The organism is Vibrio hangzhouensis, assembly GCF_900107935.1.
Classification (GTDB): domain Bacteria; phylum Pseudomonadota; class Gammaproteobacteria; order Enterobacterales; family Vibrionaceae; genus Vibrio; species Vibrio hangzhouensis.
Genome location: NZ_FNVG01000040.1, coordinates 1 through 25,761, shown reverse-complemented (window position 1 = coordinate 25,761; position 25,761 = coordinate 1). Strand labels below are relative to the sequence as shown.

The 25,761-nt window shown below is 48.0% G+C and carries 23 protein-coding genes, 1 rRNA gene and 1 pseudogene; 14 read left to right on the top strand and 11 right to left on the bottom strand.

The genetic code is table 11. From position 1 onward, the window contains the following. A pseudogene (locus C4S60_RS22275) lies at positions 1 to 290 on the top strand (transposase); the annotation flags it as partial. Between the two features lie 51 nt (positions 291 to 341). Here C4S60_RS22275 and C4S60_RS22270 read toward each other — a convergent pair. Further along, a complete protein-coding gene (locus C4S60_RS22270; RefSeq protein WP_103882594.1) occupies positions 342 to 2,129 on the bottom strand; it encodes an aminopeptidase P family protein in 1,788 nt (595 codons plus the stop codon). Between the two features lie 145 nt (positions 2,130 to 2,274). After that, on the bottom strand, positions 2,275 to 3,216 hold the full coding sequence (locus C4S60_RS22265; protein ID WP_103882592.1) for a LysR family transcriptional regulator: 942 nt from the start codon (positions 3,214 to 3,216) through the stop codon (positions 2,275 to 2,277). A 119-nt stretch (positions 3,217 to 3,335) separates the two neighbouring features. Here C4S60_RS22265 and C4S60_RS22260 point away from each other — a divergent pair, with 119 nt between their 5' ends. Together C4S60_RS22260 and tsrA are read left to right on the top strand one after the other, a co-directional pair. Beyond that, positions 3,336 to 4,523, top strand: coding sequence for a multidrug effflux MFS transporter (locus tag C4S60_RS22260; protein ID WP_103882590.1), 1,188 nt, complete (start codon positions 3,336 to 3,338; stop codon positions 4,521 to 4,523). 91 nt (positions 4,524 to 4,614) lie between these two features. Beyond that, the gene (gene tsrA, locus C4S60_RS22255; protein WP_103882588.1) at positions 4,615 to 4,899 is read left to right on the top strand and encodes an H-NS-like global regulator TsrA; all 285 of its coding nucleotides are present in this window, start codon (positions 4,615 to 4,617) and stop codon (positions 4,897 to 4,899) included. A gap of 50 nt (positions 4,900 to 4,949) precedes the next feature. Here tsrA and C4S60_RS22250 read toward each other — a convergent pair whose 3' ends face one another. From C4S60_RS22250 to C4S60_RS22235, 4 genes are all read right to left on the bottom strand, one after another. Continuing rightward, positions 4,950 to 5,402 carry a DoxX family protein gene (locus tag C4S60_RS22250; RefSeq protein ID WP_103882587.1) on the bottom strand — a complete coding sequence of 151 codons (453 nt, stop codon included), beginning with the start codon at positions 5,400 to 5,402 and terminating at the stop codon, positions 4,950 to 4,952. Beyond that, a complete protein-coding gene (locus C4S60_RS22245; protein WP_103882585.1) occupies positions 5,399 to 6,178 on the bottom strand; it encodes an HvfC/BufC N-terminal domain-containing protein in 780 nt (259 codons plus the stop codon). The genes C4S60_RS22250 and C4S60_RS22245 overlap by 4 nt, the downstream gene beginning before the upstream one ends. A gap of 2 nt (positions 6,179 to 6,180) precedes the next feature. Continuing rightward, a complete protein-coding gene (gene bufB / locus C4S60_RS22240; protein ID WP_103882583.1) occupies positions 6,181 to 7,041 on the bottom strand; it encodes an MNIO family bufferin maturase in 861 nt (286 codons plus the stop codon). Between the two features lie 169 nt (positions 7,042 to 7,210). Continuing rightward, positions 7,211 to 7,471: a BufA1 family periplasmic bufferin-type metallophore gene (locus C4S60_RS22235; RefSeq protein ID WP_103882581.1), complete on the bottom strand. Its 261-nt coding sequence runs from the start codon at positions 7,469 to 7,471 to the stop codon at positions 7,211 to 7,213. Between the two features lie 259 nt (positions 7,472 to 7,730). On the opposite strand from C4S60_RS22235, the gene uvrD reads away from it, so the two are divergent. Further along, positions 7,731 to 9,902, top strand: coding sequence for a DNA helicase II (gene uvrD / locus C4S60_RS22230; RefSeq protein WP_167391011.1), 2,172 nt, complete (start codon positions 7,731 to 7,733; stop codon positions 9,900 to 9,902). 707 nt (positions 9,903 to 10,609) lie between these two features. Here the strand turns inward: uvrD and C4S60_RS22225 are convergent. From C4S60_RS22225 to rarD, 3 genes are all read right to left on the bottom strand, one after another. Then, complete coding sequence (locus tag C4S60_RS22225; protein ID WP_103882577.1) at positions 10,610 to 11,266, bottom strand: LysE family translocator; 657 nt, start codon at positions 11,264 to 11,266, stop codon at positions 10,610 to 10,612. A gap of 21 nt (positions 11,267 to 11,287) precedes the next feature. Continuing rightward, positions 11,288 to 12,079, bottom strand: coding sequence for an AraC family transcriptional regulator (locus C4S60_RS22220; RefSeq protein ID WP_103882575.1), 792 nt, complete (start codon positions 12,077 to 12,079; stop codon positions 11,288 to 11,290). Positions 12,080 to 12,166: 87 nt separating this feature from the next. Continuing rightward, on the bottom strand, positions 12,167 to 13,069 hold the full coding sequence (gene rarD, locus C4S60_RS22215) for an EamA family transporter RarD (RefSeq protein ID WP_103882573.1): 903 nt from the start codon (positions 13,067 to 13,069) through the stop codon (positions 12,167 to 12,169). Between the two features lie 205 nt (positions 13,070 to 13,274). On the opposite strand from rarD, the gene recQ reads away from it, so the two are divergent. The 3 genes from recQ to C4S60_RS22200 all read left to right on the top strand — a co-directional run bounded on the left by recQ (position 13,275) and on the right by C4S60_RS22200 (position 16,260). Then, the gene (recQ, locus tag C4S60_RS22210) at positions 13,275 to 15,110 is read left to right on the top strand and encodes an ATP-dependent DNA helicase RecQ (protein ID WP_103882571.1); all 1,836 of its coding nucleotides are present in this window, start codon (positions 13,275 to 13,277) and stop codon (positions 15,108 to 15,110) included. Then, entirely contained in the window at positions 15,103 to 15,405 is a 303-nt protein-coding gene (locus C4S60_RS22205) for a DUF3630 family protein (protein ID WP_103882569.1), read from the top strand. The genes recQ and C4S60_RS22205 overlap by 8 nt, the downstream gene beginning before the upstream one ends. A gap of 183 nt (positions 15,406 to 15,588) precedes the next feature. Next, positions 15,589 to 16,260: a 7-cyano-7-deazaguanine/7-aminomethyl-7-deazaguanine transporter gene (locus tag C4S60_RS22200; protein WP_103882567.1), complete on the top strand. Its 672-nt coding sequence runs from the start codon at positions 15,589 to 15,591 to the stop codon at positions 16,258 to 16,260. A gap of 68 nt (positions 16,261 to 16,328) precedes the next feature. On the opposite strand, the gene gppA is transcribed toward C4S60_RS22200, so the two are convergent. Beyond that, complete coding sequence (gene gppA / locus C4S60_RS22195) at positions 16,329 to 17,825, bottom strand: guanosine-5'-triphosphate,3'-diphosphate diphosphatase (protein WP_103882565.1); 1,497 nt, start codon at positions 17,823 to 17,825, stop codon at positions 16,329 to 16,331. Between the two features lie 19 nt (positions 17,826 to 17,844). Continuing rightward, positions 17,845 to 19,137 (bottom strand): ATP-dependent RNA helicase RhlB, encoded by a 1,293-nt coding sequence (gene rhlB / locus C4S60_RS22190; RefSeq protein WP_103882563.1) that lies wholly within the window; start codon positions 19,135 to 19,137, stop codon positions 17,845 to 17,847. 108 nt (positions 19,138 to 19,245) lie between these two features. Between rhlB and trxA the strand changes: the two genes are divergently transcribed. The 7 genes from trxA to C4S60_RS22150 all read left to right on the top strand — a co-directional run. Beyond that, positions 19,246 to 19,572, top strand: coding sequence for a thioredoxin TrxA (trxA, locus tag C4S60_RS22185; protein ID WP_103882561.1), 327 nt, complete (start codon positions 19,246 to 19,248; stop codon positions 19,570 to 19,572). Positions 19,573 to 19,764: 192 nt separating this feature from the next. Then, positions 19,765 to 21,024, top strand: a complete 1,260-nt coding sequence (rho, locus tag C4S60_RS22180; RefSeq protein ID WP_103882559.1) for a transcription termination factor Rho — start codon at positions 19,765 to 19,767, stop codon at positions 21,022 to 21,024. 113 nt (positions 21,025 to 21,137) lie between these two features. Beyond that, positions 21,138 to 22,136, top strand: coding sequence for a hypothetical protein (locus tag C4S60_RS22175; protein ID WP_103882557.1), 999 nt, complete (start codon positions 21,138 to 21,140; stop codon positions 22,134 to 22,136). 98 nt (positions 22,137 to 22,234) lie between these two features. After that, complete coding sequence (gene ubiD / locus C4S60_RS22170; RefSeq protein WP_103882556.1) at positions 22,235 to 24,100, top strand: 4-hydroxy-3-polyprenylbenzoate decarboxylase; 1,866 nt, start codon at positions 22,235 to 22,237, stop codon at positions 24,098 to 24,100. Further along, positions 24,097 to 24,369, top strand: a complete 273-nt coding sequence (locus C4S60_RS22165; protein WP_103882554.1) for a 2Fe-2S iron-sulfur cluster-binding protein — start codon at positions 24,097 to 24,099, stop codon at positions 24,367 to 24,369. Before ubiD ends, C4S60_RS22165 begins: the two co-directional genes overlap by 4 nt. Before the next feature lie 12 nt (positions 24,370 to 24,381). Further along, entirely contained in the window at positions 24,382 to 25,095 is a 714-nt protein-coding gene (gene fre, locus C4S60_RS22160) for an NAD(P)H-flavin reductase (RefSeq protein WP_103882552.1), read from the top strand. A gap of 534 nt (positions 25,096 to 25,629) precedes the next feature. Beyond that, a 16S ribosomal RNA gene (locus C4S60_RS22150) occupies positions 25,630 to 25,761 on the top strand; the annotation flags it as partial.

Here is a 25,761-nt window from a genome sequence, read left to right as displayed (position 1 = left end):
AGCTGATCCACCACTCAGACAGAGGTCTCCAATATTGTTCAGGAGAATACCAAGCACTACACAATAAACATGGGGTAAGCTGCTCCATGACTGATGGTTATGACTGCTATCAAAATGCTCTAGCAGAAAGGGTCAATGGGATCTTAAAAATGGAGTACTTACTGAACAAGCCAAGTAACTTGAGTGAAGCTCGGAAAATGGTTGCAGAATCAGTGAGACTCTAAAATGAAAAGAGACCACACACGGCTCTAAAATACAAAACGCCCGATGAAGTACATCGAGCGTTTTAATCTAAAAAGTGTCAACCCATATCAGGACGGGTCACTGATTTAACTCAGCCTTTATAAAGGCTGACACGCTGACTCTAGCCAAATCAAAGCATCACCCGTTACTAGTGGTGAAACCTCATTCCAGACTATTTGATGATAGTCGTTCAACCAGGCTATTTCCGTCTCAGTTAGCAACTCAGCGACAATGTTTCGCTTATCAATAGGGCATCGTGTCAGAGATTCAAAGCCAAGCATTGAACTGTCACCATTTGTCGCCTTGTCTACGACTAGTTCCAGGTTTTCGATGCGAATGCCGAACTCGTCCGCACGGTAATAACCAGGTTCATTGGATAGCACCATGCCTGCAACAAGCGGGGTGTTGTTAACAGCTTTCGCGATACGTTGTGGCCCTTCATGTACACTCAGGAAGTGACCGACACCGTGCCCGGTACCATGATCATAGTCGTAACCATTTGCCCATAGGTGTTGACGTGCCAACACATCCAGTTGGTGGCCACAGGTGCCTTTCGGGAACAGAGCTGTAGCGAGACTAATGTGACCCTTTAGCACCAAAGTAAATTGACGCTTCATTTCTTCAGATGGTGTACCAATGGCGATAGTACGAGTGATGTCAGTCGTACCATCAATATACTGACCGCCTGAATCAACAAGGTACAATGTATCTTGAAGCAAGGATCCCGGTACTTCTTGGTTTTCATGGTTGTAGTGACACATTGCCGCGTTGCCGGCTGATGCAGAGATAGTGTCGAAACTAAGGTCAACAATAGACGGATCTACACGGCGGAAGGCTTCAAGCTTATCGGCCAAAAATGCCTCGTCATACAGCTGTCCGCTGGCAACCTCAGTATCCAACCAGCTCAGGAAGTTAACCATTGCAGCGCCATCACGGACATGACAGTTCCTCATGCCTTCGATCTCAGTTTCATTCTTAGCGGCCTTAGGCATCAAGCAAGGGTCGGCTATTTCCAGCAAGATTGCGCCAAAACTGGTAAGTTTGAGTTTGAACCATGCGTTACTCGTGCCTGGATCGAGAGTCACTGTCTTACCGGACAGAGACTTTAGAGCATGCTCAAGACTATCCGGGTTACAAACATCAACACCCAGACCGACATGGGTATCAAATGCACTGCGGTCTTCAATACGAGACTCATCAATAAAGAACTGAGTCGTACCGTCAGAGTAGAGGATGGCGTGCGAGAGCAGGACTGGTAAACGAGATACATCCAAGCCACGAACATTGAGTAGCCAACAAATGGAATCCAGCTCGGTGATGATGGCAGCATCAGCGCCGGATTTCGCCAGTTCGGCACCTAACAGACTGCGTTTATCCGCGCTTGACTGGCCGACCTTGTCAAGTGACATGAGCATGAGCTGGCTCAATTGAGGGGCAGGTCGGTCGCTCCAGAACAGATCAACGGGGTTGATGTCAGTTGCAATCAATTCAAAATTGCTGCCTAGCTGCTCAAGGGCATGTTGAAACCAACTGCCACGATGCATGCGTGGGTCGACGCCGATTCGAGAACCAGGTTCAAGAGTGTTCTTCGCCCAGGCTATAGGCGGTTGTTCGATGAGGTGGCAATACTCAAATGTGCCCGCGGGAACCTGCTTTCTCACCTGGACCGTATAACGGCCATCTACAAAAATAGCGGCCGACTGACGGGTGATGACCGCCGCCCCGGCAGAGCCTGTGAATTGAGTTAACCAGTGCAAGCGTTCATTGTGTTCTGGCACGTACTCGCCCAAATATTCATCTTCGTGAGCAACAATAAACGCATCAAGCTCATTATCGGCGAGCCAAGCTTGAATCAACTCGACTCGGCGTGAAATTTGTTCCTGCATCTGTTATTCCTTTATCGTGGCGACGGTTGTCACCTAGCTATTATTTGCCCTATAAGCTATCGCTTTTGACTGCGAGATACAATCCATTCTACGCGATGAAAGAAGCCTATTCATATATCCCTCCTAACGGTGAGGGCGACGTGTGTCAGCGTAGGTGCAGTGTTTTCTGGCGGATAATATCGATCAGCCAGTTGAGTGCGGGGTCGCGGTTCCGGTCTTTATGCCAGAACAAGGTATAGGCCATCGGCGGAAACTCAAGTGGCAAGGGCAGAACCGTCAGACCCATTTGCTCCGCCACGAGATGGACAAAATGTTTGGGTGCGGTAAATACAAAATCGGTGTAACTGCATAACGCTGCCGCGTTGTTGAAGTCGGGCACGGTAATAGCGATGTCACGTTCCCGCCCCATATCTGAGAGTTTGTAATCCAGTAGCCAGCGATCGCTACCGTCGCAACGGACCTGGACGTGACGCAAAGACAAATAGGTGTCCAGGTTCCACGGTTGCGTTAGTATTGGATGATTGGCGCGCACTAGACACATCTGGTTATCGCGATAGACCTCCAGCTCCTGTATATCGGACGGAGGATACATCGTTCTCATCGCATCCCGTATGTCGATATCTTTACCGGTAATGCCCAGATCGAGTTCACCTTTCTGCATGCGTTCAAATGTCATCTCATTCCATGCATGCGTACTGATACTCAAATTGGGTCCCTGACTGAAAATAGCGGGTAGAAAATGGGGCATAATCAGCGGATACACACTCTCGACAGCAGCGATATGAAAACGATATTCACTGGTGGTGGGTGAGAACTCGGGTGGGGCGGTGATCGACTGCATGTGGGTCATCAACGCATCCAGTTTGGGCTTGAGCTGTAATGCCCTAGGGGTTGGTGACAGACCATGAGCATGTCTGGTGAACAATGGATCATCGAATAAACTGCGAAGCTTGGACAGAGACTTACTGACGGCAGATTGGCTCAAACAGAGGCGGTTGGCAGCGCGAGTGACGTTACACTCTTCCAACAGCACACTGAAACAGAGTAGTAAGTTGAGATCGATGCGACTTAACTTTTCCAGATTCACGGTGAGAAATTCCCCAATGGAATAATACTAATGATTATAAACCATTTCTGTTCATATCACATAGTGATTAAAATTGGCTCACATTTCGATCAAGATTCTTATTTATAGAGGCTAAACCGTTGCACACCCCACCTTCTAAAGTCCAAGTTGCGGCGCTCGTTTTTCTGGTGTTCTTTAGCCCACTGGCTATCGACATCTATCTGCCTGCTCTGACTCAGATTTCATCTGCGTTTGATGTGGCACACACCCGAGCGCAGGATACGATTACCTGGTTCCTGTTTGCAATGGGTGTTGGTCAACTGTTCGCCGGGCCTCTTGCAGATAAACTAGGACGTCGAACGGTTGCCCTTGGCGGTATTGCTATTTACGGATTGAGTGCTTGCTTGGCGTGGGCGGCTCAGTCTATTGAGTGGATGCTTACTGCAAGGTTGCTACAAGGCTTAGGTGCGTGCGCGACATCTGTAGCAGCCTTTGCAACCGTTCGCGACATGTATGGGCCAGAGCGTAGCGGAAAAGTGATCAGTTATCTTAATGGTGCAATCTGCTTTATCCCGGCTTTGGCGCCAATACTTGGCAGCTATTTAACCCAGCAGTATGGATGGAGAGCCAACTTCAGTTTCATGGCTGGCTTTGCTCTGTTTGTCGGTTCTCTAGTGATATTCAATATGCGCGAGACTAACCCCACTCAAACTGGACAGCGCTATTTTGCGCTTTCGCGTTACATTCAGGTGCTAAAGACGCCAACGTTTGTGTTTCACGCGTCGTTGTGTCTATTGGCCATGGCGGTAATTTTGGCTTATGTCACCTCTGCTCCGGTTGTTCTCATGGAACAAATGGGCTTATCAATGAATGCATTTACTTTCTGGTTTGGCCTCAATGCCGTGTTTAATATTGCTGCCTGTATGCTGGCACCAAAGATCATGGATAGAGTGGGTACGCATCTTACTTTACAACTGGGCATTGTGAGTCTGCTCATTGCCGGATCTATGATGGTTTTGGGAGCCAATATGAATACGCCGGAGTCATTTATGATTCCAGTGGTCATGTCATCGATAGGCTTTGCTCTCATTCTTGGCGCGGCGGCGGGTAAAGCGCTAGCGCCATTTGGAGATAAGGCGGGTACTGCCGCCGCGTTGCTTGGGTTGTTTCAGATGAGTGGGGCAGGATTGCTGGTCGGGATCATGCAGCGTATCGGTCTGGATGCACCGTATATGATAGCTCTGCATATGTGGTTAGTGTTGCCTGCTCTATTTATATTGCGTTCTAATGTTGGCAAGGGCTGGCATCAGGTGTTAAAAATAGGCTAAATTAAAAACGATTTTGTTTTCCAATTGAAGAAACGGGTGTATATTTAGCTCTAAACATACCTTATTAATTAATTACTGGATTAGCGCTGTAATGTCTTTGACTACATACGAAATGGCTCGCATTCTTGAGCAGATGGAAGAGTCTCCAGAAAAAATCATGTTTGGCAAATTGCTTAATGAATTAGGCAATCAAAGCGAAGAGAGAATTCGCAGTGCGGCAAAGCAAGTGCCAATTCACATGCTGAGAGATATTGTTTATCAATTTCAGAAAGTCATTGAGTCGAGAAAAGGCGAACAAGTCGAGTCTTTAGCAAAAGAGTTGGCCGAACAAGGCATTTCCGCTGAAGAATTAAAAGAGTTTTTGGCAAGTAAGTAAAAAACGCAAATCTGTTAAACCCCGCTTAAATCAGGCGGGGTTTTTTTTGATTACTTGAATTGCGATCGAACCAGTTTATCTGCCGAAATTGGACCGGGTCCCCAAACCATGACGATTAATATCATTAACCCCCAAAGTTGGTGGTCATAAAAGCCTGTGTCCCAAAGTACCGGATATGAAATAACAGCGATGATATTGAAGACAAACAGTACAACAGCCATAGGGCGAGTCACCAGCCCAAGAGCAATAAAGAGCGGTAACACCAGTTCAGTCCCCGTTCCTAAATAGGCAGCAAGCTCCCAAGGAAGTAGCGGAACCTGATACTCGAGTTCAAACAAGTAAAGGGTGCTGTCCCAAGAAGCAATTTTCGTAAGTCCCGAATTAAAGAACACCCATGCGACCCAGAGGCGACAAAACAAAAGTAGTAAGGGGACGAATCCTTTCTGTAAGGTATCAATCAGATTGTCATACATGGCCAACCAATTTTTTATTTTCGCTTTCATACGCTACTCCTTACATCGTCTTCGTGCAGTAAAGTAAATCCCGCCAGTATTTCCAGTTCAAATAACTTTGCCAGTCCTGTGAGAAGCGACGACTCAATCAGTTTTAACGGTTTTTGCAACTGAAGTTCACGCAATAATTCATACTCAGTCGCGAAGAGAGTGTAAATCACAGGAGAGCCCGGGGTGGTTTTGGCGACCAGTACAATCTCGGGCTGATGGATATTGAGATTGTCGATATTCCCTTGGTGTATGGCGTGGAACAGACTGGCTATCGCATATTCTGACTCAATAATATGTACTTGTGGTTTCACATGAAACACCAGATTGCCATGCAATACATCGGCGACACGTTCCATATTAATCAGGGGTTCCAGAGAAACACCGATAGCAGACTCTGAAGAACGGTTTAAATCATCAACCAGCCACTCAAGTGCCATCACATCAGTGAGATAAGGAACCACGCTAACAATATTGTCGAGTTGACTGACAGTTTCAATAAACCCTTCACCATAGGTCATTACATTGCCAGATTCTGGTGGTTGCTCGGTGATATGTTGTCTGGCCATCGCCTGGAAACATTCCTCACCGACTAGTTTCATTGTGATCGGATAACAAGCCTCAAGCACCTCGCTAAGACTGATCACAAAGTTATTGCGATAGATCTGCATTCTTTCATCGGCAGAAAAATGGTCACTATTGATGTTGCAATTGTCGGCTGGCCCTTGGTAGCGCAGCGCCAGGGCGAATTGTGACTGTAATTGATTTAAGCTCATCATCACTAAGCTCTCTTTGGTTCAAAGCAAGTGGCGTGGTCGAGCAGAATCTCTTTTGCCGTATTGGCTTCTTGTAATAAGACTTCTGGGGCAGGTATATCTAGATCCCACTCAATCAGCGTCGCTACCGGGCCGTGCTTGCTCAGCCACTGTTGATACAGGTGCCAAACTTCGTCACTGACGGGAGCGCTGTGAGTATCGATCCATATTTCGCCTTGTTCTAGTCGTTTGCGGGTAAAGCCAGCTAAATGGATTTCATCCACTGTGGCTGGATCGATCGCCGCCAAATACTGTTGCGCGTCATAGCTATGGTTGAAACAAGAGACATGAATATTGTTGAGATCCAGCAGCAAGCGACAACCAGTGCTGCGTTGTACGGCCGCTAAAAATTCCCACTCTGGGATAGTCGAATGGTTAAAGCGCAGGTAGCTGGACGGATTCTCAATCAGTAATGGGCGCTGAATGGCATCCTGAACCTGTGAGACATTGCGACAAAACAGCGAAAGTGCTTCTTCCGTGTAGGGTAACGGTAACAGATCATTGAAATAGTGGCCGCCATGTTCACTCCAACTCAGGTGGTCGGAAACCAAACAGGGCTCTATATCATGGATGAGGCGCTTCAGACGGTCAATGTGTTGACTGCAGACACCAGTGGATGAACCCAAAGACAATCCTATACCATGGCAACTGACGTTCACCTGCTCGCGTATAGCTCGTAGTTGACGGTATTGGGGTGAATGGGGGAGAAAGTAGTTTTCGCTATGCACCTCGAGCCAGCCGATTTTATGGGCGTTGGCCTCAAAGTAGTCTAAGTGAGGCGTCCTTAGTCCAACGCCAATGAACTGAAAAGCATCGCTTCGATCCATAATGATCTCCCTGATCTGGCCGGGGTTGTGGGTAAGCTGTAGAAAACGGAAGGGCGTTTAACAACGCCCCCGGATGTATCCGCCACGGCCATATTGAAGAGTAAGTAAAGTAACGCTCTTATGATGACGTGACCTGCGCTTTAGTCTGATCTAAAGTCAATGGCACCCATTAAGAAGATTCAGTACTGCCTCCAGCTAACTTGCCACATAGACCTTTAGGCACTACCACAAACGCGTCTTTCTGGCTGTCCTCTTTAGCGGTTCCGGCACAAGAGCTGGTTTTTGTTGCGCAGTCATTTTTACCCGCTTTAGCCACGCCGTAGCATTTTTCTTTCTCTGCCGCATGTGCCGGTGCCGCCGTAAGCATGGTACCGCCAAGTGCGATAAGACCGGTAACTGCAGCGGTAATAGCTAGATTGGTAGTTTTCATAGTACTTTCCTCGAGACTTGATCCTTGTGGTTTCTTTTCACAAGTGCGGATTGGCGACTTGCTTATTCAATAGGAGAGGAACGGCCACGAAAATATTTCATAAATATCAAAAAACTTTTGCCAATTTGTTAATGGATTTTCTATCTTAATGATTTTTCGCGGTTTTACTTGGTTTTAAAAAAAGGTTTTTTTTCTGAAATGGCCAAGCTGTTTGAGTTATAATCAACCAATATGTATAAATAACCAGTAGCTAAGTATCATGGATCCATCTCTTCTTCTCGACGGCCTTAATGACAAACAACGCGAAGCGGTCGCAGCGCCTCTTGAACATATGCTCGTTTTGGCAGGGGCAGGCAGTGGCAAAACACGCGTTTTGGTACACCGCATTGCTTGGCTTATGTCGGTGGAAAACGCTTCGCCATTTTCTATCATGTCGGTGACCTTTACCAACAAAGCGGCGGCAGAAATGCGTGGTCGAATTGAAGAGCTGATGATGGGGAGCGCGTCAGGCATGTGGAATGGGACCTTCCATGGCATTTGTCATCGTATCTTACGTGCTCACTATCTGGATGCCAGACTGCCTGAAGATTTTCAGATTCTCGACTCGGACGATCAGCAGCGCTTGTTGAAGAGACTGATCAAAGCACAAAATCTGGATGAGAAGCAGTGGCCAGCTCGTCAGGCTGCCTGGTGGATTAATGGTAAAAAAGATGAAGGGCTCAGGCCTCAGCACATAGATAGTTATCAAGACCCCATCACCAAGACGTACCTACAAATTTACACCGCATATCAGGAAGCGTGTGATCGTGCCGGACTGGTGGACTTTGCTGAAATTCTGCTGCGCGCACACGAATTGCTGCGTGACAACCAGTATATTCGGGAACACTATCAGGCTAGATTTAAGCATATTCTGGTGGACGAATTTCAAGATACTAACAACATCCAGTACGCCTGGCTCAGAATGATGACGGGGCCAGAATGTAAGGTCATGATTGTCGGTGATGATGACCAGTCAATTTATGGCTGGCGCGGGGCCAAAGTTGAAAATATCCAAAAGTTCCTTAATGAATACCTGGGGGCTAAAACGATCCGCCTGGAACAGAATTATCGTTCTACCAAGACCATTCTGGAAGCGGCCAATGAGCTTATCGCCAATAATACTGAGCGCATGGGTAAGGAGCTTTGGACCGACGGAAGTGAAGGTGACAAAATCTCGGTGTATTCCGCCTACAACGAACTGGATGAAGCGCGTTTTGCCGTGAATAAAATCAAGGAGTGGCAGGATAAGGGGGGCATCTTAACCGATTGTGCGATGCTTTACCGAAACAACGCCCAATCGCGTGTGCTCGAGGAAGCGCTGATTCAGGCTCAGCTTCCGTACCGCATTTATGGTGGCATGCGATTCTTCGAACGTCAGGAAATCAAAGATGCACTCGGTTATCTGCGACTGATCGCCAACCGTAACGACGATGCGGCATTTGAACGTATCGTCAATACGCCAACCCGTGGCCTTGGTGATAAAACTCTGGATACGATCCGCTTTGCCGCTCGTGACCGCGGTGCCACCTTGTGGGAGGCTGGCGTAGCACTGCTTGAAGAGAAAGTACTGGCAGGAAGAGCGGCGGGAGCCTTGTCCCGCTTTATCGAACTCATCAATGCACTGGAAGACGATACGTTTGAGTCCCCGCTGCATGAACAGACCGACCATGTGATTAAAACATCAGGCCTGTTTGCAATGTACGAACAAGAGAAAGGCGAGAAGTCTAAGGCGCGAATTGAAAACCTGGAGGAGTTGGTAACAGCAACTCGTCAGTTTGAAAAGCCGGAAGAAGCAGAAGACATGACCTTGCTGACAGCGTTCCTGACGCATGCCGCTCTGGAGGCAGGCGAAGGGCAGGCGGATGAATTTGATGACGCAGTTCAGTTAATGACACTTCACAGTGCCAAAGGTCTGGAATTTCCGATGGTGTTTATGGTGGGCGTGGAAGAAGGCATGTTCCCGAGTCAGATGTCGGCAGAAGAAGCGGGTCGCTTAGAAGAAGAGCGTCGTCTGTGTTACGTTGGCATGACCCGGGCAATGGAAAAGCTGCACATTACCTATGCAGAAATGCGCCGCCTCTACGGCCAGGACAAATACCACAAGCCTTCACGCTTTATTCGAGAGTTGCCGGAATCATGCCTTCAGGAAGTGCGAATGAAAGCGCAGGTGAGTCGTCCCGCCAGTGCCGGGCGGTTCAGTCAGGCAGAGGTGAAGAATAACTTCAACGAGACCGGTTTCAATTTAGGAGCACGGGTTAAACATCCGAAGTTTGGTGAAGGAACCATCATTAACTTCGAAGGCAGTGGTCCGCAAAGCCGTGTTCAGGTGGCTTTCAATGGTGAAGGTATTAAGTGGCTCGTGACCCAATATGCGAAGCTGGAGCAGCTTTAGGTTACCGATGATCCAGAAGCATAAAAAGCAGCTCTGGCTGCTTTTTTGTGGCTACGATTTCTATTTGTTGAATTCAAACAAAAGAAAAACCCCGAGGGCTTGCGCCCATCGGGGTTATAGTCTTACTCGCAGCAATCCGGCTACTAAAAGTGCTCCATGCATCTAATCCATGATAGTGTGCTGTAATCCGTCAGCTTAGTCCTTTCGTCGCCTTCCTAGCGGTGTCCTAATGATCTTATCCTGATCTGCTAACAATCCTCGTTAGCGCACTTCACTTGTTCCCTGAGCGGTGTCCCTGACATCATCCTGATGTTAAGTCCTTGCCTCATCCAGAGGTGTCCATTGTCTTTCCTTAGTAGCAACCATCCTAGTCACTATTGCGTCCATTCAATGTCCAATTTGCTGTCCATGCCGATCATTCATCCTGAATAACCGTATCTTCTTCCTGAAGATGCCCAAATCCGTGAGCGTTTCCTGTTCCGTGTCAGTATCCTTCCGACATGGTTAATATTAAACGATACTCTCCAGAGAACAATCGACCTAATTGGCAAAAATCGCCAATCTCATCAATGAGAAAATAGTAGAGTCCATTAAAATCAGTGTGTTAGGTTGAGTTTGGGGCAAAGTCGGGGCATACAAAGCGATAATGACCTACCGCTTTGTGAGAGATCTCTTACACGAGCAATGTCGAATAGCGCAACGGGGTATTACAAGGCACTGAGTACCTGAATTAGAATTGTTGCTCCAATGCCGGAAAACAGCAGTCCACACAGCGCATCGATATAGACCGATGCCGAGTTAAGTTTGCGTTGCATGCGTTTTGTGGACAGTGCCCAGGCTAAAAACGAGAACCAGGCCAGAGATAGACTCCACAGTATCGCCAGAGCAGACAGCTTTCCGGGCACTGACATGGTCGAAGGCACCAGACTGGACATCAGGCTGACAAAAAATACCAGCGCCTTTGGATTGAGTATGTTGGTGGTGAAGCCGCGGGAGAAGGCTTGTCTGCGACTGCTTAGCAGTAAACTGGGATCGTCCGCCAGAGTGCTAGGCTGCTGGCGCAGAGACCAACGGCTGAACACGGAGCGTAATGCGCCCAATCCTAAATACAGCAAGTAACTGCCTCCGGCGACTTGAACCAGAGCAAACAGTGCCGGGTGTTGATGTACCACATAGCTCACGCCTGTCAGGCTGAGAATGGAATGCAGCAATATGCCAAAGGAGAGACCGAGCGCAATGTAGAAGCCAGTCTGGCGACCAAAGCGAGTGGCATTTTGTACCACTAAGGCAAAGTCAGGGCCTGGGCTCATAAGGGCGACAAAGTGCACGGTCGCCAACGTCATTAGAATGGTCAATTCGTTCATAGTAATACTAGTTGAGTGTTGCTAATTGATGGTTGAAGGAGAAACGCCAAAAACGCTGCGAAACGATTTACTAAAGTGGGCTTGATCGTAAAAACCGGTTTGCAACGCAACTTGAACGGCTGGCTTTCCCGTTTTCACCAGCTCCATACTTTTTTCAAGTCTCAGCCTGGTCAGCCAGGCATGAGGCGACATGCCAGTGGCTTGCTTGAACTGGCGATGAAACTGCCGGGCACTGAGTCCACACAATGTTGCGAGTTGCTCCAGGCGGATGGGTTGATCTAAGTGTGCCACCATGTACTCTCGCAACAATGCCAGAGACTTAGTGCCAATCGCATTAACGCAGGGTGATAAGCATCTGCCGTGTCGTTCCAGTAGATGCTGGAAGCTGTCATAAGGTAAGCAGTCTCGGGTAAGAGCGCTCACATTGTGATTACTCAGGACCTTGTGCGTGTTTAGCATCGCATTAAATAGTTCAGGCTCTCTCACCACGGGTGAATGAAAGCCAAGGCCGCTATTACGATGGTTCATTGCAAACTGAGTCAGCCAGGAAGCTGAGACGGTGAGTACTTTGACCTCATAACCTTCTGCGGTTCGGGCCTGGCCATCGTGCAACTCATCGGGTGGCATCAGAACCAAATCTCCCGGACCGCTGATATACGAGGCGCCCTTGAGCTGAAACTGTTGCTGGCCTTTGACGATCAATCCAAAGTGATAGTCGAGATGGTAGTGCTTCTGAAACGCAAACTTCTTGTACGAACCACTGATGAGATTAATATCGGGGATCGGTGACGACAGGTAATCTATCTGTTCCACAATGATCTCCTTAGATTAATAACATGGCTCCAGTATAGGAGGGTGGGTAAGAAGGTGTCTTGTAAAAATCAGACACCCTCGGAAAAGCTAGCGCTTTTTGTTGGCACGATTGGTCTTCAGACCATCAAAGCTGAAGACAACCAGTGCGCCCCAGATAAATCCGAACGTCAGTGCCTTATCCATAGTGAAGGGTTCACCGTACACCAATACCGCCAGCATGAACATCAGACTCGGGCCGATGTACTGGAAAAAGCCCAATGTCGACAGTTTGAGTCGGGTTGCGGCGCCAGTAAAACACAGCAAAGGCAGCGTTGTGACGATACCGGCCGAGATCAACAGCAGGTTCAGAGTGGCTGGGTTGTCAAACATGTTTGAGGTTGGGCTACTGGCGATAGCCAGCACATAGATAACGGCCGCGGGCAACAGCACCAGAGTTTCGATAAACAATCCGGTTTGCGCATCCAAGCTGACTTTTTTGCGCAGCAGTCCATAGAGACCAAAACTCATCGCCAGCGCAAGCGCCACAACCGGAACTGAGCCAAACGCAATAAGCTGAATCAGTACGCCTATCGTTGCCAGAGCGACCGCAAACCATTGTAGCTTGCGCAGCCGTTCCCCAAGAAACAGCATACCCAGAATCACATTGATCAGCGGGTTGATGTAGTAACCCAGACTGGCATCCAGCATATGGTTTGCGTTCACCGCCCAGATGAAGATTAGCCAATTCACCCCAACCAGCAGTGCGGTTGTCAGCAGATAACCCAGTTTCTTTTTGGATTTGAAGACATCGCGCACATTGCGCCAGCGGCGACCGAAATGCAACAGAGCCGCAAGTAAGAAGAACGACCAGATCACGCGATGGCTCAGAATTTCCAGAGGTGAGACACCACCCAGTGCTTTGAAATAAATAGGGGCGATACCCCACATGGTGTAAGCACCAATGGCCAATAATACGCCTTGTTTGGCTTTTTGTTGTTCTTCTACTGACATGCAAATTTTCTCAAGAACGGCCGTGCAGGCCTTTAGGGGGAGCAAAGCCTGCCAGTATAACCTGTTGTGATCGGTTGGACTATTTATTGCGCGATCAGTGATGCTTTTTTATTGTCTTTGACGGTCAATATGAGTTTCTTTCCCCCGGGAACACCTCTACAATGTAGCGCTTTCGACCCATTAATGACTTTCATCAGGATAATGCATGACTGCTGTACTCGTTGCTGAACAATCTGAGACTCAACCCAGTTCGCAGTCTATTCTAGAGTCCGTATTTGGTTATCAACAATTTCGACCGGGTCAGCAAGAAGTTATCGACAATGCGATAGCTGGCAATGATGGCTTAGTCATCATGCCAACGGGAGGTGGTAAGTCCTTATGCTATCAAATCCCGGCATTAGTGCGTTCTGGGGTGACTCTGGTGATTTCCCCTCTGATTTCTCTGATGAAAGACCAGGTGGATCAGCTGAAAGCCGACGGTGTTGCCGCCGAATGCATAAATTCAACTCAGTCGAAAGAAACCCTGATTGACATTTACCGACGGATGAATTCGGGTCAGCTCAAACTGGTATACGTATCCCCCGAGCGAGTCCTGATGCATGATTTTATCGAGCGCCTGGAACAGATTGAACTGTCGATGATTGCGGTCGATGAAGCTCATTGTATCTCACAGTGGGGCCACGATTTCAGACCCGAATATGCGGCGCTGGGTCGTCTCAAAGAGCTATTTCCGTTCGCCCCTGTGATTGCGTTGACCGCCACAGCGGACGATGCCACACGCAAAGACATCATTCATAGGTTGAACCTGCATCAACCTCACGAGTATTTAGGCAGTTTTGATCGTCCTAACATTCGTTATACCTTAGTGGAGAAACATAAACCGGTTTCTCAGATCGTTCGTTTTCTCGGTGAGAACAAAGGTGGAAGCGGCATCATTTACTGCGGCAGTCGTAAGAAAGTCGAAATGCTGACAGAAAAACTGTGCGCCAACCATGTTCGGGCAGCGGGGTATCATGCAGGTATGGATGCGGATGAGCGTGCGTATGTGCAGGATGCGTTTCAACGAGACGATATTCAGGTGGTTGTGGCGACGGTTGCTTTTGGTATGGGTATCAATAAGCCTAACGTTCGATTTGTGGCGCACTTCGACATTCCACGCAACGTTGAGTCTTATTATCAGGAAACCGGTCGAGCTGGCCGTGATGGTTTGCCAGCGGAAGCGATGATGCTTTACGACCCCGCCGATATTGGTTGGCTGCGTCGCATGCTGGATGAAAAGGCTGAAGGGCCCCAAAAGCAGGTGGAGAGCCACAAGCTCAATGCCATGAGTGCCTTTGCGGAAGCGCAGACGTGTCGTCGACAAGTACTGCTCAACTATTTTGGTGAATATCGTGATAAGCCTTGTGGTAATTGCGATATTTGTCTCGATCCACCTAAACACTTTGATGCCACGGAAGAGGCTCAGAAGGCCTTGTCTTGTGTCTATCGGGTTAATCAGAGCTTTGGTATCAGTTACGTCGTTGAGGTATTACGTGGTATGTCAAACATCCGTATTCGAGAGCACGGGCATGACAAACTGACCACTTACGGTATTGGACGTGATCATAGCCATGACTATTGGGTCAGTATTTTCAGGCAGCTGATTCACAAAGGGCTGTTGAACCAAAACATCACCCGTAATTCAACATTACAGTTGACCGAAGAGGCTCGCCCGCTATTGAGAGGGGAGACGACTCTGGAGCTGGCGGTGCCGCGCCTCGACACAGCGGCTCGCAGCGCGAAAGCAGACAAGCTGGCATCCAAGCATTACGATAAGAAACTGTTTGCCAAGTTACGTAAGCTGCGCAAATCCATTGCCGATGAAGATGGACTGCCGCCTTACGTGGTATTTAGTGATGCGACTCTGATTGACATGGCTGAAATTTTGCCGACGTCTTATGGTGAGATGCTAGCGGTCAATGGGGTTGGTGAGCGCAAGTTAGAGAAATACGCCGATCCTTTCCTGGATCTGATACAGGAGCATTTGACAAGTCATGGCTGATTTTGGTTTACGCGAATACCTGGCTGACGAAGGTAAGCTGCTTATCGTCACGCCTGCTTTTGATTTTGACAGCTTCGATGCACTGGCGACCTTATTGCTGCGACAACTCTCAGTTACGGTAGTAGAGAAGCAATGGGATGCCGATCTTCATACCTGGCTGGTGGACTTCGAAGGCTGCAGGATGCTGCTTAAAGGGGAGCATTACAGTGAGTCCATGTGGTTTGAAGCGCTGGATATTGCTGCTAGCAGAGAAGAGTTTGACTTCCTCGCGACTGTATTTCGACGCGGATTTTGAGTCACTGAGCGGTAAAACGTTTGCTATTCGCTCACCTATTGCGCATCTATTTGATTAATGTATAATCGCCCGCCGCTGCCGCGAGTGACCACACGAGCAGTGGCAAAACCATGTAACGATTAACTGGAGGCATTGCCTCAACTTGGGTTCCCTCAACCCCAAGCAAAACGAAAAAGGTACAATATGAACCCATTTTCTTCTGCGCAACAGCGCAAAGCGCTGATATTTCTTGTTCTGTTCCACCTGGTGATCATTGCATCCAGTAACTATCTGGTCCAATTGCCATTTACCATATTTGGCTTTCATACCACCTGGGGTGCCTTCACGTTCCCGTTTATTTTCCTGGCTACTGACTTAACGGTACGGATTTTTGGTGCTGGTCTGGCACGTAAGATCATTTTCTTGGTAATGCTTCCGGCACTGGCGGTATCCTACGGGCTATCGGTGTTGTTCTTTGAAGGGCAGTTTCAGGGATTAGGCCAGCTTGGAGAGTTCAATTTATTTGTTGCCCGTATCGCTGTGGCAAGTTTTATGGCTTATCTCTTGGGTCAGATTCTGGACGTGCATGTTTTCAATCGCTTACGTCAGATGAAACAGTGGTGGGTCGCACCAACCTGTTCGACGCTGTTTGGTAATGCGCTGGATACCCTGGCATTTTTTGCTATTGCGTTTTACCAGAGTCCTGATCCATTTATGGCAGAACACTGGACGGAAATCGCCCTGGTTGACTATGGCTTTAAGCTGGTGATAAGTCTGGGTCTGTTTGTACCAATGTACGGTGTGTTACTGAACTTCTTGGTGAAGAAGCTAACTGCCGTGAATCCAGGCATTAATGTCGCTGGCGTTAAAGCGTAGAACTCATTTTAAGCATAAAAAATCCCGAACTCAGTTCGGGATTTTTTTTATCAGCACTTCCGTGCGAGCTAGATGGCATGTATGGTCAGTGGCCAGCCCATGTCTGACTGACGATTGGATTCGATTTCCAGTTCGGCTGCGGACAACGGATTGCCTTTCAGCCACTTTTCATCAATCGACAACGTCAGCATGTTGCCCTCACACGCCACTGAGACGTTTGGCTGCAGCTCACGCTGGCGTCGATGAGTGATGATCACGGCCAGGCGCAACAGTCGCAACACGCGTTCGGCACTTTGTGTCGATAATGCATGCTGTGAAGGCAGGGCACTTAACTGGTCTTTATAACGTCGAACCAACTCGGCCAAAAGGTGTTTTTGTGCTCGGGTGAATCCGGGTAAATCCAGATTTTGAAGTAAGTACGCACTATGTTCTCCGGCCTTTTTGAAATCTAGAGTCAGGCCAATTTCATGCAACTTGGATGCGGATTCCAGTAAGGCTTGTGCCTGAGGCTCTTCCACCCACTGTGTGCCCCCACATTGCTTCAGTAGTTGTGTGGCAGTGGCTGCCACTTGCTCACCATATTCCACATCTAGTTGACAGCGTGACTGAACACTATTGATGGTGCGGGCCCGGATATCGTCTTGCTGCAGCTCTTTGACCATGTCATAGACCATACCTTCACGCAAGGCTCCACCGGCCAGAGTCATTGAGTCAATCTTCAGCAGCTCAAAAATAGCGATAAGAATCGATAAGCCACTTGGGAATACCAAGGCTCGTTCGAGGGTCAGTCCATCGATATCCAGCTCTTCCAGGTGGTCGGCTTGCATCGCCTGCTTTTGCAGACGTTTGAGTTTGGCGTGAGTGATCACTTCATCCATGCCCTGTGCCAACATGATTTCCTGCAGGGCCTGTACCGTGCCGCTCGCGCCCACGCACACATCCCAGCCAATGGTTTGATAGTGGTGCAAAATAGGGGCGAGAGTTTGTTTTGCGCCCTCAATCGCGCGCTCAAAGTTAACCTTATTGAGCTGGCGATCTTTAAAGTAGCGTTCCAGCCAGGTGACACAGCCCATTTTCAGGCTAGTGAGTGCTTTGGGTTCAAAGCCTTCACCAATGATCAGCTCCGTACTGGCTCCGCCGATATCGACCACCAAGCGGCGACCAGTGCCGCCTGAAGTATGAGCCACCCCTTTATATATGGTGGCAGCTTCTTCTTCGCCTGAAATCACCTGAATCGGATAACCAAGGATCGCATTGGCCTTTTTAAGAAACACATCCACATTGGTTGCGGTTCTTAAGGTCGCGGTGCCGACGATACGAATGTTCTCTTCGGGAATGTCCTGTAGTCGTTCTGCAAACAGACTTAAACACTCCCATCCACGTTGCATCGCTTCCTGGCTCAGGGCCATCTCCTGATCAAGGCCTGCGGCTAGGCGCACCTTGCGCTTAATTTTAGCCATTGTCTGAATGCTGCCATCGATATGACGCACCACCAACATATGAAAGCTGTTGGAGCCGAGATCAATGGCAGCGTAGAGTGGCGAAGAATTCACTGCGAGACTCATAAATACTGCTTACTTCCTGTTAAGATTTTTGCGCTCTTGGCCTTCTCTGAGGCTTTCTGTTTGAGGGTCTGGAACCGCCGGTATTGGTGCGACGCGAACCTGAATTGCGGCTCTTCAGAACCAGCGGTGCAGGTAAGTCTGTCAGCAGAGCGCTAGAGTCATAATCGGACACTGGAATGGAGTGCTCAATATATTCTTCAATGGCTGGCAGGTTGATAGCGTATTCTTCGCACGCAAAGCTGATGGAGTGGCCACTGGCCCCCGCGCGTCCGGTACGACCGATGCGGTGAACGTAATCTTCGCAGTCATCCGGTAAGTCGTAGTTGTACACATGAGTGACCTGAGGAATATGCAGGCCTCGTGCTGCGACATCGGTTGCAACCAAGATATCCACATCGCCTCGCGTAAACTGCTCTAGGATCTTCTCACGCTTTTTCTGAGGGACGTCACCAGTCAGTAGGCCAACACGGTGGCCGTCAGCCGCCAGATGTCCCCATACCTTTTCACATTTGTGCTTGGTATTGGCAAAGATAATCGCGCGATCTGGCCATTCTTCTTCGACCAGTGTTTGCAGCAGTGCCATCTTTTCGTTGTTCGATGGGTAGAACAGTTCTTCCTGGATGCGGTGACCGGTTTTCTGTTCCGGTTCGACGACGACATGTTCAGGATTGTGCATATGTTCGAATGCCAGTTCTTGTACTCGGTAGGAGAGAGTGGCAGAGAACAACATATTCAGACGATCTTTCGGCTCCGGCATACGACGGAACAAGAAGCGAATGTCTTTAATAAAGCCAAGATCGAACATGCGATCGGCTTCATCTAGCACTACGGCCTGAATGTTGTTGAGGTTGAAGACACGCTGCTTGTAGAAATCGATAATACGACCACAGGTACCAATAAGGATATCGACACCTTGCTCAAGTTTAGCAAGTTGCTTGTCATAGCTGTCACCGCCATAAGCTAATGCTGTTTTCAAACCCGTGCTTTCAATGAGCGGTTTCGCGTCATTGTGGATCTGAATAGCAAGCTCGCGCGTTGGTGCCATGATAATGGCGCGCGGCTGAGTTGCTTTGCGGCCTTCATGTTCAGGCGTCGTCAACAGGTGGTTAAAGGTAGCAGTCAGAAACGCGAGCGTTTTCCCAGTCCCGGTTTGGGCCTGTCCTGCAATATCTCGGCCGGCGAGCAATACCGGCAACGCCAAGGCTTGGATTGGGGTACAATAATCGAACCCTTTTTTTTCCAATCCTTCAATGATTTGGGGGTGCAAATCCAAATCGGCGAACTTTTGCTCTGTGATATGCGTCTTTTTCATTGCTATAGAATATCAGCTTAAGCTTGCAATACGAAGGTAAATACATTCCAATAGGAGATCTAATTGTTGGTGATTATCTCATCAATACAAAAAATATCGGAGTGAAAGATGAGTGAAAAGATTTTGCAGCTGACGGATGACGGTTTTGAAACTGACGTAATTAACGCTGCAGGCCCGGTTCTTGTTGACTTCTGGGCGGAGTGGTGTGGTCCTTGTAAAATGATTGCCCCTATCCTCGATGAAATCGCAGATGAGTACGAAGGCAAACTCACTATCGGTAAATTAAACATCGATCAAAATGCAGGTACTCCACCTAAATTTGGTATTCGTGGTATCCCAACGCTACTTCTTTTCAAAGATGGCAGTGTCGCAGCAACCAAGGTTGGTGCACTATCAAAAACTCAGTTGAAAGAGTTCCTGGACGCAAATCTATAATGAAAAGTAACGAAAACCGTGTATCTTAACAAATACACGGTTTTGTTTTTTTCAAAGCTAGACTAGACTCTTTTTTAGTGATAATTTATCGCACGTTAAATAAACAAGTGTTCACTTCTTGGTCGATCCTGAGACCAAATCCTTCTTAACAACAAAACAGATCCTATTTTGACTAAACAAACATCCACCACAATGAACTTAACAGAATTGAAGAACAGACCTGTTTCTGAGCTCGTTAAACTTGGCGAATCTCTTGGTCTGGAAAACTTAGCTCGTCTGCGTAAGCAAGACATCATTTTCGCCATCTTAAAAGCCCATGCGAAAAGTGGTGAAGATATCTTTGGTGACGGGGTCTTAGAGATTCTTCAAGATGGTTTTGGTTTCCTGCGCAGTGCAGACAGTTCGTACCTAGCAGGTCCAGACGATATCTACGTTTCTCCAAGCCAGATTCGTCGATTCAACCTGCGTACCGGTGACTCTATTGCTGGTAAAATTCGTCCACCGAAAGACGGTGAGCGTTACTTTGCCCTTCTGAAAGTCAACACTGTTAATGACGACAAGCCGGATAACGCACGTAACAAGATCCTATTTGAGAACTTGACGCCGTTGCACGCTAACGAGCGTATGACAATGGAGCGTGGTAATGGCTCAACAGAAGACATTACGGCTCGTGTACTGGATCTTGCGTCTCCTATCGGTAAAGGTCAGCGTGGTCTGATTGTAGCACCGCCAAAAGCGGGTAAAACCATGCTGCTTCAGAACATTGCACAGAGCATTGCTTACAATCACCCTGAGTGCGAACTGATGGTTCTTCTGATTGACGAACGTCCAGAAGAAGTAACCGAAATGCAGCGTCTGGTCAAAGGTGAGGTGGTTGCCTCTACATTTGATGAGCCAGCTTCTCGCCACGTACAGGTTGCGGAGATGGTGATTGAGAAAGCTAAGCGTCTGGTTGAACACAAGAAAGATGTGGTTATCTTGCTTGACTCTATTACTCGTCTGGCGCGTGCATACAACACGGTAGTCCCTTCTTCTGGTAAGGTCCTTACTGGTGGTGTTGATGCTAACGCACTGCATCGTCCTAAGCGTTTCTTCGGCGCGGCTCGTAATGTAGAAGAAGGCGGAAGCCTGACGATCATTGCAACAGCACTGGTTGATACGGGCTCTAAGATGGATGAAGTTATCTACGAAGAGTTTAAAGGTACAGGTAATATGGAACTGCACCTAAACCGTAAGATTGCTGAGAAGCGTGTTTTCCCTGCGATTGATTTCAACCGTTCAGGTACACGTCGTGAAGAGCTACTGACTAAGTCGGATGAGCTACAGAAAATGTGGATTCTGCGCAAGATTGTTCACCCTATGGGCGAGACAGATGCAATGGAGTTCCTTATCGATAAGCTAGCAATGACTAAGACCAACGATGAGTTCTTTGATGCGATGCGTCGTCAGTAATCGCGACTGACAGCTAATCTAAGAATTTGAACGCCACCCTTATGGGTGGCGTTTTTATTTGCACTTAACTTCGATACGGCGCACAATAGTGAGTATGTTAACAGGAGGTTAATATGCTACAAGGATGGCTAGCGTCAATTCTCCTCTCTATTACAGTGCTGCTGTCACCGTTTGCACTGGCGTCGAAGGAGATGACGCGAGACGAAGTGAATCATTGGCTAGAAAGTCCGCTGATTCAACAAAAAGTCGATGAATACATGGCGCTGGTTCTCAGCGATGACACCGACGAACTGAAATTTGCCTTGAACAGGCTGGCTCTGCCTCAGCAGGAGGTGGCGAGGTTCTTATTGCTACATGAAATGGAGCAGCAAGCGCTGATCCTTACTTCAAAGATGGCGATATTCGTGAAGAGTCAAAAATCGTTGCCGCCGACGTATACCATGTTAGAGCGTGGTGATGGTTATGAGTTCACCGTTCCTGCCTTTAATTACCCTGCCATTTCTGCCCGACTAATGAAGCGCTGGCACAGTGACCAAAAAACGATAGAGTTTATTCTACAGGTAGAACAAGAACAGTTAGTGCTAAGAGATTGGCTGTCTGAAGGGAGCGATTACGAAATTCAGATCCGTGAAGATTTGTTGGTTAAGGAGTTTGATAGTTTATCCCCGGAAGCCAATACTTATCTGACTCACCAACTCACTAAAACCACGATCACCGAGTGGTTGCCATCCACACGTGTACTGGTCAGGATGGCACAAGTCAATCAAGACACAAAGTTGTATGAATTACTATGGAAAATGAGGGCCGATTATCACAGTCAGTCGGAGCTAGAGCGTTTGGCGACGCTCAAAACGCCGTTTGCTCAACAGCAAATTATGTTGGCAACTCGAAATCCTAGCCTTAAGGAACAAGCCATCGTTGAGCTGGCACGTTTCAACCCATTGCCGGAAGAGGTAAAAGCGTTTCTGGTCACAAGAATGACCAGAGTTGATGATGCCAGCTTCGTTGCCAGCCAGTTAGCTCAAAATGGTCATGATGGTTGGGTGCGTGATGTGGTGTCAAGTAACCGACAGGTCAAAAGCTCTCTGATTCTACAAGCCTTGTCCAACTAGTCAGCTCGAATGATGCAGCTCACCATTCGAGTCTGAATTTCACTCATTGATGGGTTTACGTATATAATACGAACATCTTTCAAGGCGATGTTACCCCTATGAATTACAAGGATTTACGAGATTTTATTCAGCACTTGGAAAACCAGGGGCTGCTCAAGCGTATCTCTCACCCGGTAGACCCAGACTACGAGATGACGGAAATCAGCGATCGCACGTTGCGTGCTGGTGGTCCGGCGCTGCTGTTCGAAAACCCGATTGGATATGATATTCCCGTGTTGACGAACTTATTCGGGACACCCGAACGGGTCGCGATGGGCATGGGGCGAGCGCAAGTGTCTGAGCTTAGAGAAGTCGGTAAGCTGTTGGCTTATCTCAAAGAGCCAGAGCCACCACGTGGATTTAAAGATGCCATCAACAAGATCCCGTTGTTCAAAAAAGTACTGCATATGCCTGCGAAAAGGCTGCGTAAAGCCCGTTGTCAGGAAGTGATATGGCAGGGTGACGACGTTGATCTGGATAAGGTTCCGGTAATGAGTTGCTGGCCTGACGATGTAGCACCTTTGATGACCTGGGGATTAACGGTGACCAAAGGCCCAAACAAGAAGCGTCAGAATCTGGGGATTTATCGCCAACAGAAAATTGCCAAAAATAAAATTATTATGCGCTGGCTCGCGCATCGTGGTGGGGCCTTGGATCTACGAGACTGGATGGAAACCCATCCAGGGGAGCGTTTTCCAGTTTCTGTCGCGTTTGGCGCGGACCCGGCAACCATCCTTGGTGCAGTGACGCCGGTACCGGATACGTTATCTGAATATGCGTTTGCCGGGCTGTTACGTGGCGAACGCACTGAGGTGGTGAAATCTATCAGTAATGAATTGGAGGTACCAGCCAGCGCGGAAATCGTATTAGAGGGCTACATTGACCCTAGCGAATTCGCAGATGAAGGTCCTTATGGCGATCATACCGGCTACTACAACGAAGTGGAAAAACACCACGTGTTTACCATTACGCATATCACAATGCGTGAAAACCCCATTTATCACAGTACCTATACCGGAAGGCCACCTGATGAACCGGCGGTGTTGGGGGTTTCGTTGAATGAGGTGTTTGTCCCGATACTGCAAAAGCAGTTTCCGGAGATAGAAGATTTTTATTTGCCGCCGGAAGGCTGTTCTTACCGTATGGCAGTGGTCACGATCAAGAAGCAGTATCCAGGCCATGCCAAAAGAGTCATGATGGGCGTCTGGTCGTTTTTGCGCCAGTTTATGTACACGAAGTTCGTCATCGTTTGTGACGAGAGTGTCGATGGCCGCGACTGGCAGCAAGTCACTCAGGCGATGAATGACCATATGGTGCCAGGTCGCGATACGCTGATGATAGAGAGCACGCCGATAGATTCGCTGGATTTTGCGTCTCCGGTGGTGGGACTGGGTTCGAAAATGGGGTTGGACGCAACCATCAAGTGGGAAGCTGAGTTGGCGCTGGACGCTGGCAGATATCAGCATGAGAGCGCTATCAAACCTTCGAATAGTTGGGATGAAGCCTTATTAAGGAAGGAGGTAACAGAGCGATATTCTGAAGTGGATGACTTGTATGTTGCACCTGGAACAGGTACAACTCGAATGGTGCTGCTGTCGATGAATAAACAAACAGCGGGACAGGCGGTCGAGACAATGAAAGGCGTGAATACCTTCCTGGCATCCTACTTTGACTGTAAGTTCATGGTGGCATGTGACCAAGACGTCAATGTGAGAGACTGGAACGATGTGATTTGGGCGATTACCACTAGAATGGATCCCGCTCGTGACACACTCTTGATGACAGATGAGGGCTCACGAGCTTATCTGGATGCCACCAATAAGCTTGAGAACGAAGTAACGCGCGAGTGGGGGGTACCAATCAAAAAGGATCCTGAACTTGTCGCCAAGATTGATCGTATTTGGAAGCAACTCGATATCCTATGATTTTAAGAGTAACGCTTAAACCTCAGAACATAGAATTTACAGTGGAAGAGGGACAAACTGTGCTAGATGCTGCGCTCAACCAGAATCTGGCTTTTCCTCATCGCTGCAGAGTTGGAGCGTGTGCTTCTTGTTTGTGTCGTATTGAGTCCGGAGAGGTCGAATACGATCTTGAGCCGATGCTCACTGAGAAAGAAAAGCAGCAAGGCTGGATGTTTTCCTGTCTTGCATATCCCAAGAGTGATTTGGTGATCAATCTTGAGGAAGAATAAAAGAGATAAAACATGACGATTAAATGTAAAGTAAAGTCCATTGAGCCTTTAGCAGCGAACACCTATCAGATATTGCTGCACCCAGAACAACCAGTGAGTTTCAAAGCTGGCCAGTATTTAATGGTAGTAATGGGGGAAGCTGATAAGCGTCCATTTTCTATTGCTAGCAGTCCGTGTCGCCATGAAGGTGAAATCGAGTTACACATCGGCGCGGCAGAGCACAATGCTTACGCGATAGAGGTCGTCGAGTCGATGAAACAGGCCCTGGCGAATGGTGGTGATATCACTATTGATGCGCCACATGGTGAAGCTTGGATTCGTGAAGACAGTCAGCGCTCGATTCTGCTGATAGCAGGTGGCACAGGTTTTAGCTATGTTCGTTCAATACTCGACCATTGCATCAGCCAAAGTATAGAGCAACCTATCTATTTGTACTGGGGTGGACGTGATGAGGCTCAGCTATATGCCAAACAGGAGTTAGTGGAAATCGCTGCCGCCCACGCACACATCGAGTTTATTCCAGTTATTGAAGACGCTGTGCCACAATGGACAGGTAAAAAAGGTAATGTATTGCAAGCGGTCAGTGAGGACTTTGAATCTCTGGCGGATTTCGATATCTATATAGCAGGACGTTTTGAAATGGCTGGTGCTGCTCGTGAGCAGTTCACCCAAAACAAGCAAGCGAAGTCAGATCATATGTTTGCTGATGCCTACGCATTTATCTAATTGTTAGCAATTTGTGGTTAAAAGGAGAGTTTTTATACTCTCCTTTTGCTTTTCTGATGACATTTTCAGCAAAAGAACGTTTTTTCTAAAAAATATTAAAAAAGGGGTTGCGCCTGTTTGGATTCTCCCTATAATGCGCACCACCAGACGGCAAGGCAGCAAAGCAAGAGCCTGAAAGGTCTGGAGGGCAAAAGCCTTAACGAAAATAATTTGAAAAAAGTGGTTGACACGACAAGTTATCTAGTTAAAATGGCCGCCCACTTCGAGAGAAAAGCCGAAAGGCTTAAAAACGAAAGTTTAGCCTCTCGAAGAAATGTTCTTTAAAAATATAGACCTATCAATCTGTGTGGGCACTCGTTGATGATAATCAAAATTAGATTCTTCGGAATCAAATTTGGTTTCAATGAACTGAGTGACCAATTCAAGTCGTAAGACTTGGCACAGTCAATTCATTATCGTTCTGTTGGAACGATAATAGCTTTAAAATTACATTAGTAGTTTTGAAGTCAGTATTCATTGAGCCGACAAAATCTTAAATTGAAGAGTTTGATCATGGCTCAGATTGAACGCTGGCGGCAGGCCTAACACATGCAAGTCGAGCGGAAACGAGTTAACTGACCCTTCGGGTGACGTTAACGGCGTCGAGCGGCGGACGGGTGAGTAATG